At 67.6% G+C, this 15,072-nt stretch carries 11 protein-coding genes; 6 read left to right on the top strand and 5 right to left on the bottom strand.

Annotation, left to right across the window (positions count from 1 at the left end; translation table 11 throughout):
- Nucleotides 1-18: 18 nt before the first annotated feature.
- The gene (locus tag BMI01S_RS13605) at nt 19-1,557 is read right to left on the bottom strand and encodes an RNA polymerase factor sigma-54 (protein ID WP_028210242.1); all 1,539 of its coding nucleotides are present in this window, start codon (nt 1,555-1,557) and stop codon (nt 19-21) included.
- A 349-nt stretch (nt 1,558-1,906) separates the two neighbouring features.
- On the opposite strand from BMI01S_RS13605, the gene BMI01S_RS13600 reads away from it, so the two are divergent.
- Nucleotides 1,907-2,257: a BON domain-containing protein gene (locus BMI01S_RS13600; RefSeq protein WP_028210243.1), complete on the top strand. Its 351-nt coding sequence runs from the start codon at nt 1,907-1,909 to the stop codon at nt 2,255-2,257.
- Between the two features lie 121 nt (nt 2,258-2,378).
- Here BMI01S_RS13600 and BMI01S_RS13595 read toward each other — a convergent pair whose 3' ends face one another.
- Nucleotides 2,379-3,431: an aldo/keto reductase gene (locus tag BMI01S_RS13595; RefSeq protein ID WP_028230442.1), complete on the bottom strand. Its 1,053-nt coding sequence runs from the start codon at nt 3,429-3,431 to the stop codon at nt 2,379-2,381.
- A 254-nt stretch (nt 3,432-3,685) separates the two neighbouring features.
- Here BMI01S_RS13595 and BMI01S_RS13590 point away from each other — a divergent pair, with 254 nt between their 5' ends.
- A complete protein-coding gene (locus BMI01S_RS13590) occupies nt 3,686-8,422 on the top strand; it encodes a DEAD/DEAH box helicase (RefSeq protein ID WP_036044463.1) in 4,737 nt (1,578 codons plus the stop codon).
- Between the two features lie 65 nt (nt 8,423-8,487).
- On the opposite strand, the gene BMI01S_RS13585 is transcribed toward BMI01S_RS13590, so the two are convergent.
- A complete protein-coding gene (locus BMI01S_RS13585) occupies nt 8,488-10,671 on the bottom strand; it encodes a heavy metal translocating P-type ATPase (protein WP_042289496.1) in 2,184 nt (727 codons plus the stop codon).
- Nucleotides 10,672-10,779: 108 nt separating this feature from the next.
- On the opposite strand from BMI01S_RS13585, the gene BMI01S_RS42975 reads away from it, so the two are divergent.
- Complete coding sequence (locus BMI01S_RS42975) at nt 10,780-10,974, top strand: hypothetical protein (protein ID WP_238327627.1); 195 nt, start codon at nt 10,780-10,782, stop codon at nt 10,972-10,974.
- A gap of 100 nt (nt 10,975-11,074) precedes the next feature.
- On the top strand, nt 11,075-11,542 hold the full coding sequence (locus tag BMI01S_RS13575; RefSeq protein WP_028210245.1) for a Cd(II)/Pb(II)-responsive transcriptional regulator: 468 nt from the start codon (nt 11,075-11,077) through the stop codon (nt 11,540-11,542).
- A gap of 52 nt (nt 11,543-11,594) precedes the next feature.
- On the opposite strand, the gene BMI01S_RS13570 is transcribed toward BMI01S_RS13575, so the two are convergent.
- On the bottom strand, nt 11,595-13,055 hold the full coding sequence (locus BMI01S_RS13570) for a M20 family metallopeptidase (protein WP_028230440.1): 1,461 nt from the start codon (nt 13,053-13,055) through the stop codon (nt 11,595-11,597).
- Nucleotides 13,056-13,225: 170 nt separating this feature from the next.
- Here BMI01S_RS13570 and BMI01S_RS13565 point away from each other — a divergent pair, with 170 nt between their 5' ends.
- Complete coding sequence (locus BMI01S_RS13565; RefSeq protein ID WP_028210247.1) at nt 13,226-13,546, top strand: superinfection immunity protein; 321 nt, start codon at nt 13,226-13,228, stop codon at nt 13,544-13,546.
- Nucleotides 13,547-13,701: 155 nt separating this feature from the next.
- Entirely contained in the window at nt 13,702-14,334 is a 633-nt protein-coding gene (locus BMI01S_RS13560) for a LysE family translocator (RefSeq protein WP_028230439.1), read from the top strand.
- Nucleotides 14,335-14,433: 99 nt separating this feature from the next.
- On the opposite strand, the gene BMI01S_RS13555 is transcribed toward BMI01S_RS13560, so the two are convergent.
- Nucleotides 14,434-14,721 (bottom strand): YodC family protein, encoded by a 288-nt coding sequence (locus BMI01S_RS13555; RefSeq protein WP_036017998.1) that lies wholly within the window; start codon nt 14,719-14,721, stop codon nt 14,434-14,436.
- Nucleotides 14,722-15,072: the final 351 nt, after the last annotated feature.

Raw genomic sequence — 15,072 nt, 5'->3', positions numbered from 1 at the left:
TTCATCGTTTGTCGCGCCTCAAATCTGCCGCCGCATCTCGGCCGCTGGCAGCTTCATCATCTGCCGATACTTCGTGACCGTGCGACGCGCCACCTGCACGCCCTGCTTTTCGAGTTCCTGCGTCAGGTTGACGTCGGAAAGGGGATCGCGCGGATCCTCGGCGTCGATCATCTCCTTGATGAGCGCGCGCACCGCCGCCGCCGAGCACGTGCCGCCCGTGCGCGTTTCCAGTTCCCGCGGGAAGAAGCGCTTGAACTCGAAAATGCCGCGCGGTGTGGCCATGTACTTGTTCCCGGTCGCACGCGAGACGGTCGATTCGTGCAGCCCGAGTTCGTCGGCGACGTCGCGCAGCAGCATGGGGCGCAACGCGATTTCGCCGTACTGGAAGAAAGCCTTCTGCCGAGCGACGATGCACTCGCCCACGCGCAAGATCGTCTCGCAGCGCTTGTGCGCATTGCGGATCAGCCAGCGCGCTTCCTGCAACTGCTGGGCGAGCGGCGAGCGGCTCGTCTGGTCCGAGCGCGCGAACATCTCCGCATAAAGCTTGTGGATGCGCGCGCGCGGCTCGATGGCAGGGTTCACGCTCACCACCCACTTGCCGCGCACCTGGCGCACGATCACGTCAGGGACGACATAGCCGCCGTCCGCGCGCCCGTAGTGGTTGCCAGGCTTCGGGTCGAGGCGGCGCACGAGCGCGATCGCGGCTTGCAGCGAGGCGGCGTCGCAGCCGAGTTGCCGCTGCAGTTCGCCATGTTCGCGGCGCGCGAGACGTTCGAGGTGCTGCGTGACGATCTGCATGGCGAGTTCGCGATGCGGCGTGTCGTGAGGCATGGCGTCGAGCTGGAGCGCGAGGCACTCGGAAAGCGAACGCGCGCCGATGCCCGGGCGATCGAGCGTCTGCACCACGCGCAATCCCACGCGCAGACGGTCCTCGTCGAGTCCGTCGTCGGCGCCCTCCCCGTCGGCGAGATCGGCGAGATCCTGGCGCAGATAGCCGTCCTCGTCGAGCGCCTCGATCACGACCTGCGTCGCCGCGCGGTCGAGGTCGTCGAGCGGCGACAGACGCAGCGCGTCATGCAGTTGCTCGCGCAGCGAAATCGGCACACGCACCCAGTCGGAAGCTTCGGATTCGCCATCCTCGCCCCCCCGATAGCTCGAGGTGCGCAGGCCGCCCGGAGAAGGCAACTCGGCGGTGTAGCCCGAGCCGTCGTCGCTGTAGGCGGACTCGCCCTCACCGTACGAGGGCTCGGAATACGGGGCCGCGTCCTGGGCCATGCCGGCATCGAGGCCGGACTCGACCGCGCCGTCTGTTGCGATGGCCGGGGCCTCGGCCACTGGGGCGGCTGCGGAGCCGATGCCCGCGGCGCCATCGGCCGCTTCGGCGGCCTCGCCTGTCTCCGAGGCGGGTGGCACGTATTCCAGGAACGGATTGGTGTCGAGCGCTTCGCGCAGTTCCTGTTGAAATTCGAGCGATGACAGTTGCAACAGCCTCACCGCCTGTTGAAGACGCGGCGTGAGCGCCAAATGCTGGCGCGCGTGTAACGCGATGGAAGGCATGGCAATCCCGTTTGTGTTGAATTGAGTAGGTGATCGCCCTGACGCAACACCCATGCCAGTTTTCACAAGCCCCTGTTCTCAAACGGGATCGCCACTTGCACAGCCCGGTTCGCACACCGTTTTCGCGGCTCGACCGTGGAGATTTTTACAACGCATGCGGAAAATTGTGTCCGGCGGAGGACGGAAACCCAGACCGCGCAGACTGCGCTGTCATCCTCGCTGTCATCCTGAACGGCGGCGCGTTGCAGCAGCTTCCAGCGGGCTTTCAATGGAGCGCTGCGCGCATCGAGCGTTGGGCGGCACGAACCTTGCGGGAAAACCAGCGACCGCAACCAGAAAAGGAGCAGCCATGAAGCGCATCCTGATTCTCAAGACCGCGGCCGGCGCCGCCTGCATGACGTTCGCACTGATGGCCGGTGCGCAGACCACGACGACGCATAGCACCGCGCCTTCCGGCAGCTCGGAATCCATGGGCCAGCACGTTGACGACGCAACGATCACGACCAAGGTCAAGGCCGAACTGCTCGGCGCCAAGAACGTCAAGTCCGAGCACATCCACGTGAAAACGCATAGGGGCGTCGTCTCGCTCACGGGCACCGTGCCGACCGCCGAGGACCGCGACAACGCCAAACAGGTCGTGGAAGGGGTCTCGGGCGTGACCTCGGTGAAGAACCACCTGAAGGTCTCGGCGGCGAGCTAAGGGCCCTGCCGGGCCAGAGAGCCCCGTGCCCGGACGCGCACGGAGCGTCCGGGCGTGTGACCCGTGAGACCATCGAGTCATCACAAACGGCAATGCTTCGCCGGCGCGCCTCCGTCCTCCTTCACTCGTCGCCTTGCCGCGATTGCCTGAGTTGCGCGCGCCGTTGCTCGCCCTGGCGCGCCAGCATCCAGCCGGGATACTCCGCGGGCAACGCGCTCGCCTTGTCCAGCACGCCGATTTCCTCCGCGCTGAGCTTCACTTTCGTCGCGGCGAGGTTGTCGTCGAGCTGATCCAAGCGCTTCGCACCGATGATCACCGAGGTCACCGCCTTTTGATTCAACAGCCAGGCAAGCGCGATTTGCGCGACCGACACGCCTTTCGCCTCGGCGATGGGCCGTATCGCGTCCAGGCAATCCCAAGCCCGTTCGCGATTCACCGGCGGAAAGTCAAACGTGGTCCGGCGGCTGCCCGTCTCGCCTTGCTTGTCGCGCCCGTACTTCCCGCTCAACAGCCCGCCCGCGAGCGGGCTCCAGACCATGAGCCCGAGGCCTTCGCTTTCCAGCATCGGCACGAGTTCCCGTTCGAGATCCCGCCCCGCGATCGTGTAGTAGGCCTGCAGCGATTCGAAGCGCGCGAGCCCCTCGCGGTGCGCCACGCCAAGCGCCTTGACGATCTGCCACGCCGCCCAGTTCGAGACGCCGACGTAGCGCACGTGCCCCTGCCGGACGAGCGCATCGAGCGCACGCACCGTCTCTTCGATGGGCGTGACGGGATCGAATGCGTGAATCTGGTAGAGGTCGATGTGGTCGAGCTGCAGGCGCCTCAGGCTCGCCTTCACGCCGTCCATGATGTGGTACCGCGTGGCGCCGCGCTCGTTCGGCGACGATCCCATTTCGCCGAACACCTTGGTCGCGATCACGACCTGCTCGCGCGGGATCTTGAGATTCTTGAGCGCCTGTCCGGTAATCTGCTCGGAGACGCCCTGCGAGTAGACATCGGCGGTATCGATGAAATTGACGCCGGCTTCGAGCGCGCGGCCGACCAGGCGCTCGGCGTCGGACTGCTGGACATCGCCGATCTGGTTCCAGATGCCCGCGCCGCCGCCGAACGTCATCGTGCCGAGGCAGAGTTCCGAAACGAACAGGCCGGTGCGGCCCAAGGGGTTGTAGCGCATGGTGTGACTCCGTCGTGGGTCGAGGGAAAGTCCAACGCGGCGAGGATACTGCGTGCGATCGCGCCGCGCTTGCCGGATGCCGGCCGGCGATCGTGCAGGGTTCATGCCTGATGCGCACCCGGTTCGCCTGGGTTCGTGCCTGGGTTCGTGCCTGGCAAGGGCCCGCGAAAGCTGCGAGACTTGCAGGCGTGCACGAACCACCGCGACGCACGACCGCACGAGCCGCGAACGCCCCGTCGCCGCTATTCATCCGGATGACCTCGCCCACACCTGTCAACGATCCGCACGCACCGGCTCTCGCCGCGCATGACGAGGGCGCCGGCGACGTGCTCGCGCAATTTCATCCGGCCGTCGCCGGCTGGTTTCGGCGCAGCTTCGACGCGCCCACCGCCGCCCAGCGCGCCGCCTGGCCGCTTATCGCGAGCCGGCGCGCAACGCTCGTCGCGGCCCCGACGGGCTCGGGCAAGACGCTCACCGCGTTTCTCGGCGCGCTCGACGAACTGGTGCGCGAAGGCCTCGCGAATCGCGGCGCGCTGCCCGATACGACCCTCGTGGTCTACGTTTCGCCGCTCAAGGCGCTCTCCAACGACATCCGGCTCAATCTCGAGCGGCCGCTCGAAGGGATCGGCGCGGAGCTCGCGCGCCTCGGCCTGCCGCCGGTCGAGATCCGCACGGCGGTGCGCACCGGCGACACGCCACAGCCCGAGCGCGCCGCGCTCAGAAAACGCGCGCCGCATATCCTCGTGACGACGCCCGAGTCGCTCTACGTGCTGCTCGGTTCCGAGTCGGGCCGCCGCATGCTGGCTGGCGCGCGCACCGTGATCGTCGACGAGATCCATGCGCTCGCGGGCAACAAGCGCGGCTGCCACCTCGCGCTGAGCCTCGAGCGGCTCGATGCGCTGTGCGGCACGCGCCTGCTGCGTATCGGGCTTTCGGCTACGCAAAAGCCGATCGGGACCGTCGCGCGCTTTCTGGTGGGCATGGGCGAAGCGGCACAGGATCCGAACGCCAACGCGCCCGCCTGCGAGATCGTCGACGTCGGACATACGCGAACACGCGACCTCGCGATCGAAGTGCCGCCCGTGCCGCTCGAAGCCATCATGGCGAACGATGTGTGGGAGCGCGTGTATGACCGCATGGCCGAACTCGTCGCCATGCATCGCACGACGCTCGTGTTCGTCAACACGCGCCGCATGGCCGAGCGCGTGGCGCGCCATCTCACCGACCGCCTGGGCGCCGAGGCCGTGGCCGCGCACCACGGCAGCCTCGCGCGCGAGCATCGTTTTCTCGCCGAACAGCGCCTGAAGCGCGGCGAGTTGCGCGTGCTCGTGGCGACGGCATCGCTCGAACTGGGCATCGATATCGGCGACGTCGATCTCGTGTGCCAGATCGCCTCGCCGCGCTCGATCGCGGCCTTCCTGCAGCGCGTGGGGCGCTCGGGACACCAGGTCGGCGGCGTGCCGAAGGGGCGGATCTTCCCGACTTCGCGCGACGATCTGATCGAATGCGCGGCGCTGCTCGACAGCGTGAGGCGCGGCGAACTCGATCGCCTCGCCCTGCCGCATGCGCCGCTCGATGTCCTCGCGCAGCAGATCGTCGCCGAAGTGGCCTGCGAGGCATGGGAAGAAGATGCCCTCTACGCGCTCGTGCGGCGCGCCACGCCGTGGGCGACGCTCGAGCGCGCGCAGTTCGATGCGGTGCTGCGCATGCTCGCCGAGGGCTACACGAGCCGTCACGGGCCGCGCGCGGCCTACCTGCACCGCGACGTGGTGAGCCATACGCTGCGCGCGCGGCGCGGCGCCCGGCTCGTCGCGCTGACTTCGGGCGGCACGATACCCGACAACGCCGATTACTCGGTGCTGCTGGAGCCGCAAGGCGTGCAGATCGGCACCGTCAACGAGGACTTCGCCGTCGAAAGCCTTGCGGGCGACGTGTTCCAGCTCGGCAACGCCTCGTACCGGATTCTGCGCATCGAGGCTGGACGCGTGCGCGTGGAAGATGCCCAGGGGCAGCCGCCCAACATTCCGTTCTGGCTCGGCGAAGCACCGGGCCGCAGCGACGAGCTTTCGCACGCGATTTCACGGCTGCGCAAGCAGGTCGAGGCGGCGTTGATCGAGGCGAGCGCGAGCACGACCGCAAGCGCGAGCGCCGGCGCGGCGGACGATGCCCCATCTTCCCCGGTGGTCGATCGCGCCACGTCAAAGCTTGCCGCCACGCTCGATATCGACGATGCCCCCGCGCGCCAGATCGTCGAATATCTCGCGCGTGCCCGCGCCGCGCTCACCGTGCTGCCGACCGAGGACACGCTCGTCATGGAGCGTTTTTTCGACGAATCGGGTGGCACCCAGCTCGTCATCCACGCACCGTTGGGCAGCCGGCTGAACCGCGCGTGGGGTCTCGCGCTGCGCAAGCGCTTTTGCCGCCAGTTCAATTTCGAGCTGCAGGCCGCCGCGACCGAGGACGCCATCATCCTCTCGCTCACCGGCGCGCACAGCTTCGCGCTCGATGAGGTGTGGCGCTATCTGCATTCGAACTCCGCTGAGCATCTGCTCGTCCAGGCGCTGCTGGACGCGCCGCTCTTCGGCGTGCGCTGGCGCTGGAACGCGACCACGGCGCTGGCCTTGCCGCGCCAGACCGGCGGACGCAAGACACCGCCGCAGATCCAGCGCATGCGCAGCGAGGATCTGCTCGCGGCCGTGTTCCCCGATCAGGCGGCGTGCGTCGAGAACATCGCGGGCGAGCGAGACGTGCCGCGCCATCCGCTCGTCGACCAGACCCTCGACGACTGCCTGCACGACGCGATGGACTCCGAAGCATGGATCGCGCTCCTGCGCCGCATCGAAGCGGGCGAGGTGACGCTCGTGGTGCGCGAGCTGCCAGCCCCCTCGCCGCTCGCCGCCGAAATCCTCACGGCACGCCCATATGCGTTCCTCGACGACGCGCCGATAGAAGAACGCCGCACGCAGGCCGTGCTGTCGCGCCGCTGGAGCGACCCCGAGTCCACCGACGATCTCGGCGCGCTCGACCCCGAAGCGATCGCAAGCGTGCGCGAGGAAGCCTGGCCCCAGGCGCGTGATGCCGACGAAATGCACGACGCGCTCACGAGCCTCGGCGCGCTTGCGCAAAGCGAGGCGCAGCGCGAGCCGCAGTGGCTCGCATGGCTCGGCGACCTGGCGGCGCAAGGTCGCGCGACGCGCGTTCCGGTTGCGGAGCATGACGCGCTGTGGGTGGCCGTGGAGAGGCTGGCATGCGTGCAGGCCATTTATCCGCAGGCGCAGTGCGAGCCGCCGCTCACGCCGCCGCCCGAATATGCGCAGGCGTGGACCGAGGAAGCGGCGCTCGTCGAGATCGTGCGTGCGCGCCTGTCGGGGTTCGGACCGCTCACGGTCGCGCAGGCGGCGCGGCCGCTTGCGCTCGAAGCAAGCGTGGTGGCGCTCGCGCTTACGCACCTCGAAGCGGAAGGCGCCGTGATGCGCGGGCGCTTTACGTCTGCCGCGATGGGAGGCGGCCAGGACGAATGGTGCGAACGCCATCTGCTTGCGCGCATTCACCGCTACACGGTGCGCAAGCTCAGACGCGAGATCGAGCCCGTCGAGCGCCACGATTTCATGCGCTTCCTGTTCGAATGGCAGCGTGTGGCGCCCGGCACGCGCGGGTCGGGCCGCGACGCGCTGGCTGCCGTGCTCGACCAGCTGGAAGGCTGGGAGGCCTCCGCGCTCGCGTGGGAAGACGAGATCCTGCCGGCTCGTATCGACGATTACACGCCGATGCTGCTCGACGAGCTATGCCGCTCGGGGCATCTCGCCTGGGCGCGGCTGCCCGCGCGCGCGGCGGCGGCGTCGACGGTGCGCAGCACGCCGGTCGTGCTGCTCTCGCGCCGCGAACTGGCGCACTGGATGGCGCTCGTCGAAGCGCCCGACACCGCCGGTCTGTCGGCGCGCGCGCGGCGCGTGTATGAGGCGCTGATGCGAAACGGCGCAATGTTCTTCGACGAGCTGACCGCGGATGCGCATCTGCTCGGCGTGGAACTGGAAAACGCACTGGGCGAACTGGTGGCGGCAGGGCTCGTGAACGCGGACAGCTTCGCCGGGCTGCGGACACTCGTGAAGCCGGCGGCGCAGCGCGGCGCGCATCCCGGCCGGCGCCGGCCACGCGGTTTCGCGCCGCTCGCGGGCGGCATGGCCGACGCGGGGCGCTGGGCGACACTGCGGCGCGTGCCGTTGGCGACTTCTTCGGCGGCTCAATTGGCAGATTCGTTGGCAGATTCGTTGGCAGATTCGTTGGCAGATTCGTTGGCAGATTCGTTGGCAGATCCGTTGGCAGATCCGTTGGCGGCTCAGTTGCCAGACCCTTTGGCGGATACGCTGGCCGCCCCGCTCACGGACACCGAGGATGCAACGTCGTTCGTCGGGAAAGCGCGGGCTGCTTCGAACGGCAACGTCGTCGCCGCCCCCTGCGCGCCAGCGCTCGCGCGCGCCAGACCGTCGGCCACCACGGCGGCGGCTCGCCGTCCGCCCGCCGATCCGGAACGGCTGGCGCATATCGCCGACGTCCTGCTGCGCCGGTATGGCGTCGTCAGCTGGCATCTGCTCGCGCGCGAAGCGCCCTGGTTGCCACCCTGGCGCGACGTTTTGCGCGTGCTGCATCGGATGGAGGCGCGCGGCGAAGCGCGCGGCGGGCGCTTCATCACCGGTATTTCGGGCGAACAGTTCGCGCTACCCGAAGCCGTGGCGCTGCTGCGCGACGTACGGCGGCGCGCGCCCACACCAGGAGAAGGCGGACAGCTTGTGTGCGTAAGCGCGGCCGATCCGCTCAATCTCGTCGGCACGCTGCTGCCGGGGGAAAAGGTGCCGGCTGTAGTCGGCAACCGCATCGTGTTCCGCGACGGCGTGCCTGCCGCGACCCTGATTGCAGGGCGTTTCGCCTTTCTCGGCGAATTCGACGAAGGCACGCGAGCCGCGCTGCGCGCGCGGCTCACCAGGCCTTGGTGAGCCGCGTTCGGAGCACCGCCGCGGGTTTGGCTGTTAGTTGCGTTGAGTCGCCGCACGGATGTTTCTCATGCAGGCTTCATCGCCTGTCGCACCGCACCGAAATGCCGGCGCACACGCAGGCCGTTCGCCACGACGAGCAGGCTCGCGCCCACGTCGGCGAACACGGCCATCCAGAGCGTGGCCTCGCCTGCCAGCGCGAGCACGAGAAAGACGGCCTTGATGCCGAGCGCGAACGCAATGTTTTGCATGAGCACCGCGGCAGTCTTGCGAGAAAGCCCGATGAACGCAGCGATCTTGCGAGGATCGTCGTCCATGATCGCCACGTCGGCGGTTTCGAGTGCGGTGGCCGTGCCCGCCGCGCCCATTGCGAAGCCGATATCGGCGCGCGCGAGGGCGGGCGCGTCGTTCACGCCGTCACCGACCATCGCGGCCATGCCGTACTGCCCGGAGAGCGCGGCGATCGCGTCCTGCTTGTCCTGCGGCAGCAGATTGCCGCGCGCATCGTCGATGCCCAGCTGATCGGCGATCGCTCGCGCAGTCGATACGTTATCGCCGGTCAGCATGACAGGCGTGACGCCAAGCGAGCGCAAGGCGCGCACGGCCGGCGCGCTCTCTTCGCGCAGCGCGTCGGCCACGGCGAATACGGCAACGGCCGACTCCGGCGTGCACAACACGATCGCGGTCTTGCCCGAAAGCTCAAGGCCCGCGAGTTGCGCCTCCAGTTCGGGCGAGCATAAGCCGAGTTCCTCGACCAGACGGTGATTGCCGAGGCTCCAGCGCGCGCCGTCGACGCGCCCCTGCACGCCGCGGCCGCCCAGCACCGCGAACTGATCGACCGGGAAGAGGCGCGCATCCGGCTGACGCGCCCGCCAGCCCTCGACCAACGCACGCGCGACCGGGTGCGTGCTCGCGTCGTCGAGGCTCGCGGCGATGCGCAGTGCCTCGTCAACCGAAAGCGGCGGCGTTTCGGCTGGCGCGCCAGCGGTAGCCAGCGCTCGCATGGGCGCTGCGAGCACGTCGGTCAGCACGGGCTCGCCGCGGGTGAGCGTGCCGGTCTTGTCGAGCGCGACGGCCTTGAGGAGCCGGCCACGTTCGAGCCAGACACCGCCCTTCACGAGCATGCCGTGGGACGCGGCGGCGGCGAGGCCGCTCACGACCGTCACCGGCGTCGAGACGACGAGCGCGCACGGACAGGCGATCACGAGCAACACGAGCGCCTTGTAGAGCCAGGCACTCCATGCGCCGCCGAATGCGAGCGGCCCGGCAAGCGCGATGATCACGGCGAGTGCGACGACGGCCGGCGTGTAATAGCGGGCGAACTGATCGACGAAACGCTGCGTGGGCGCACGTTGCGCCTGCGCCTCCTGCACCGCGGCCGCGATGCGCGCGAGCGTGCTGTCCTGCGCGGCGGCGGTGACGAGCGCCTCGACCACGCCATCGACGACGATGCTGCCCGCGTACAGCGCCGCGCCGGCCTCCTTGTCGACGGGCAGACTTTCGCCCGTGATCGGCGCCTGGTCGAGCGCGGCGCGGCCCGCGGTGACGCGCGCGTCGAGCGGCACGCGCTGTCCGGTGCGCACCCGGATGCGGCTGCCGATGACTACCGCGCTCACCGCGCACTCGCGCCATTCGCCCGTCGCGGCGACGCCGTCGCCGGCCTGCCAGACCTCGGCAGTTTCGGGCGCGAGCGCGGTGAGCGCGCGGATGGCGTGGCGCGCGCGTTCGAGCGATAGCGCCTCGATTTCCTCCGCGAGTGCGAACAGGAAGACGACCATCGCGGCCTCGGGCCACTTGCCGATCGCGACCGCGCCCATGAGTGCGAGCGACATCAGGAAATAGATGTTGATGGTGAAATTGCGCAGCGCAATCCAGCCCTTGCGCAGCGTGGGCAGCCCCGCGCACAACAGCGAGACGACCGCGCAGGCCAGCACCGGCAGGCCGGTTTCGTGGCCGGTGCTCCACGCAAGCACCTCGGCGCCTGCGGCTGCGATGCCGCTCGCAGCGAGCAGCAGCTTCTGGCGCAGGGCGATGCCGGGCGAGGCCGGCGGCGTGCCTTGCACCGCAGCGGTCGCATCGAGCGCGCGCGGGGACATGTCGAGAGCGAGCAATGCATCGACGACCGGCTGCGTATCGTCGAGCCGGTGATGCACGGTCAGCTCGCGAGCGAGCAGGTCGAAGTCGAGACGCACGACACTCGGCATCGGCTCGAGCCGGTTGCGGATCAGACGCTCCTCGGTCGGGCAATCCATGTTGTCGATGCGCCAGCGCGCGCGCCTGGCGCCTTCGGGTGCCGGTGCCTGGCAACGCGCGTGCTCCGGCGCGCGCTCCTGTGCGGCGCTGTGACAGCAGCTTTCGGCATGGCCGTGATCGTGGCTGTGGCTGTGGCTGTGGCCGCGATCGTGATCGTGGCCGTGATCTTCATGCCCATGCTGGTGGCAGCAGCCGCCAGCAGGCGCGCTGGCCCTGTCCGCCTCGCAACACGCGCCGCTGGCGCCTCCGGCCGCCCTTTCTTCGTCACGCGCACGCAAGCGCTGCGCGACACCAAGCCGTGACAAGAAGCCATGGTTCATCGCCGATTTCTCCCCAAAGTGACAAAATCATTGAACAGCCTGTAGTGGCTACAGGGTCAAGTGATTCAGGAGAACCGCGACCATGCGAATTGGTGAACTGGCGCGTTTCGCAAACTGCGATGTCGAAACGGTGCGCTTTTATGAGCGTGAGGGCCTGCTGGACGAGCCCGCGCGCGAGACCAACGGATACCGGAGTTACACCGCCATCCACGCCGCGCAGCTCAACTTCATCCGCCATTGCCGGTCGCTCGGCATCGGGCTGGCGGACATCCGCATGCTGCGCCGCTTCCAGGCCGATCCTGGCCAGCCTTGCGACGAAGTCAACGAGTTGATCGACAACCAGATCGCGCGCATTCACGAGCAAATCGAATCGATGCGCGTGCTGGAGCAGCAGTTGCGCACGTTGCGCGAGAGCTGCCGCACCCATCAGAGCAGCAGCGCCGGGTGCGGGATCATGAAAAGTCTGGAACAACCCATCGACGACGAAAGCTGCTCATGCCATGGCGACGGCCATGCTGCAAACGACGCACCGGCACGTCAACGCCGCTGATGCGTCTCCCGCAGTGCAAGCTGCGGCCGTCGGGTCGCGCCGTGGCACCCGGTCAAGGTGCTGCGGCGATTACCTCGGCAACCGTGGCCGTGAGCTTCTTCGCATACGGCACGTGCAAGAACTCGTTCGGTCCATGAGCGTTGGACTTGGGGCCAAGCACGCCACACACCATGAACTGCGACTTGGGGAAGCCCGCCTGCAGCACATTCATGAGCGGGATCGTGCCGCCCTGGCCAAGATAGGCGCAATCCGCGCCGAAGTGCGTGCGCGAGGCTGCGCTGAGCGCTTCGGTTAGCCAGGGGGCGAGTTCCGGGGCACTCCAGCCGTTGGCCGCGCCTGCGTCTGGCCTGAAGGTGACCTTCGCGTTGTAGGGTGGATCGAACTCGAGCAGCGCCTTCAGTTCCGCCACGGCCTTCGCTGCCTCCACGAGCGGCGGCAGACGCAGCGAGAGCTTGAACGCCGTGCGCGGGCGCAAGACATTGCCGGCGTCGGCGAGCGCGGGCAGGCCCGCTGCGCCGGTGACCGAAAGCGAAGGCCGCCACGTGGAATCGAGCAGCGCCTGCTGCGGATCCGTAGTGGTAGGCAGCACGCGCCGGCCGTCCTGGCCGCACGCCCAAGGCAAGCTTTTCCATACACCCTCGCCGAGAATCTTCGCCGTGGCCTCGGCTTCGCTCAGGCGCTGCGAGGGAATCGCGCAATGAAAGCCCTTGGGCAGCAGTGTGCCGCTAGCGGCGTCTTCGAGACGCTCGAAGAGTTGCCGCATCACGCGGAAGCTGGAAGGGGCGATGCCGCCGTACGAGCCCGAGTGAATGCCCTCTTCGAGCACTTCGACCTCGAGATCGCCCGCCACGAGCCCGCGCAGCGAAGTGGTGAGCCAGAGCTGGTCGTAATTGCCCGCGCCGGAATCGAGGCAAACGACCAGGCCCACGGTGCCGAGCCGCTCGCGCAGCGCATCGACATAAGGCAGCAGGTCGTAACTGCCCGACTCCTCGCAGGTCTCGATGAGGCCCACGCAGCGCGGCCGTTCGATGCCTTGCGCGTCGAGCGCGGCGAGCGCCGTGACGCTCGCGTAGATCGCATAGCCGTCGTCGGCGCCGCCACGGCCATACAGCCGGCCATCTTCCAGCTTGGGTGTCCAGGGGCCGAGATCGTTGCGCCAGCCCGCGAATTCCGGCTGCTTGTCCAGATGGCCGTAGAGCACGACCGTCTCGGTGCTGCCGGAGCGCGTGGCGGGCACCTCGAAGAAGATCACCGGCGTGCGATTGGGCAGACGCACGATCTCTAGCTTCAGGCCGCGCACTGGCTGCTGCTCCGCCCATTTCGCCGCCTCCTGCACGACGCGCTCGAGATAGCCGTGCTGCGCCCACTGCGGGTCGAACGCCGGACTCTTGGCCGGCACCGCGATGTAGTCGGTCAATGCGGGTACGATCTCGTCTTGCCATTTCCGCTCGATAAAGGCGCGCAGCGCGTCGTGATCCAGATGGCGGGTGGCCTCTGACAGGTCGGAGATCATGATGTCGGTTCCGTGCGATCAAAAACCCGATGATAGACCCGAACCCACGCCCGCCGACACCCCCTCGCACCGACCGCTAGCCGTCCGGCCAGGGCGTGCCATGCGCCCGGCGACGATCCGCGCGACAATGATGTGTCGGGCATATTTCCCCTATTTACGGAGAGCGACCCATGGTGAGCCGTTCCGTCTTCGAGATCGTCGTCCTCGCAGCGGTGGTCGCGCTCTACTTTCTGCCCGCGCTGATCGCCGACCGGCGCCAGCGCCACGACCTGCTGATCATCGCCGTCTTCAATGCCGTGCTCGGCTGGACAGTGCTCGGCTGGCTGCTGGCACTTTTCTGGGCGCTACAACCAAATCCGCCGAGGGATCTCGGCGGGCGAACGAAGGAGCGCAGCCGGCGGCTAGGCATGCTCCTGTTCTCGAGACGGCTCGACGACCGCATTCAGGCGCGCAAAACGCGCAGCGCCGAGCGAGAGCGCTCCTCGCACTGAGGCCCTCTCGGCTTATCCGTCCGGCCAACGCGGCGCCCACGGCGCGCACGCGCCAGCTCCACATGAAATAATCACAGGAAACAGGTCACTTTTGCCGCGCCAATCCGGCGCGCGCCGCCCGACCCATCTGGGCAACACTCAACAGGGAACCCGAGATGCCACACGCCGCCCCGCTGCTTGCCTTCGCCGCCGTCGCCCTCGGCATGGCGCTTACGCCCGGACCCAACATGATCTATCTGATCTCGCGCTCGATTTGCCAGGGGCGCAAGGCGGGGCTGATCTCGTTGGGCGGGGTCGCCCTCGGTTTCGTGTTCTATATGTTGTGCGCGGCGTTCGGCATTACCGCGTTGCTCATGGCCGTACCGTTCGCGTACGACGCACTGCGCCTGGGCGGCGCGCTCTATCTGTTCTGGCTCGCGTGGCAAGCGCTCAAGCCAGGCGGCCGCTCGCCGTTCCAGGTGCGCGAATTGCCGGCCGACCGGCCTCGCAAGCTTTTTCTGATGGGTTTCGTCACCAACCTGCTGAACCCGAAGATCGCCGTTCTCTACTTGTCCCTGCTGCCGCAGTTCATCGACCCGCAACAGGGCAGCGTGCTGGCACAGTCGGTCGTGCTCGGCAGCATTCAGATCGCGCTTTCGATTAGCGTAAACGCCGCCGTTGCCATGACGGCTGGCACGATTGCGACCTTCCTCGCGGGGCGGCCGAGATGGCTCCAGCTTCAGCGCTGGCTTATGGGCACCGTGCTTGCGGGTCTTGCCGTGCGTATCGCCGCAGAGGGCCAGCGATAAATAAATAGCCGGACCCACAGGCCCGGCCGCTTATGCAAATCTGCAGAACCACCGGATCCGCCCGAGCGGATCCGCCCCAGCCTGCGATGGGGTTACCGTTCAGATTCCGCCCACGGCCCTTCCGCCAGCCGGATTGCGCATCTTGACGAACGCCGCCGGGATCGAGCGAGGCTCTATCCGCAGCATGTCCTGCGAGAACATGTCCTGACGCAATTCGCCATGCTCGTCGAACCACTGGCAAATCAACCAGTGGCCGCTGGCGAATCCGACCGGACCGGCGTACATGACGGTCATGCGCGGACCGCCCGACTTCAGGGTGACGACGTCGCCAATTCCGGCCATGGCGGCGTGCGGCTTTTCGGCTACGTCGATGGTCGTATCAAGCATGAAGTTCCCCGTTAAAAAAGGCGCACAGAGAAAAGACTGGGCGGGACGAACATCTCGCCACCCTACCGCGCTTTCGGAATGAGAATGCCGCGGTCATTAATAAGTTTGGCAAGACTAACAACTGGAATTAATGCGCGCAAGCGATTTTCATAAGACTTGCTGAAAACCCTGTTATTCGCGGCTCGGCCGAACCGTATCCAGTGGCGCTCCGCACAAATTACGCGGAATACCATACATGTGCGGCAAAACGTACCGGGCAAACTTGCGCGCTCAAACAGTCATATTATTTCGAGCGTATTTGCTGAAAATGCCGCGCCACAGCTTCTATGAATGCGTCGCCATGGCAACCGG

It is taken from the genome of Paraburkholderia mimosarum LMG 23256 = NBRC 106338 (assembly GCF_000739815.1).
GTDB classification, from domain to species: Bacteria; Pseudomonadota; Gammaproteobacteria; order Burkholderiales; family Burkholderiaceae; genus Paraburkholderia; species Paraburkholderia mimosarum.
The sequence above is the reverse complement of the archived record's forward strand: the minus strand, read 5'-3'. Positions and strand labels throughout refer to the sequence as shown.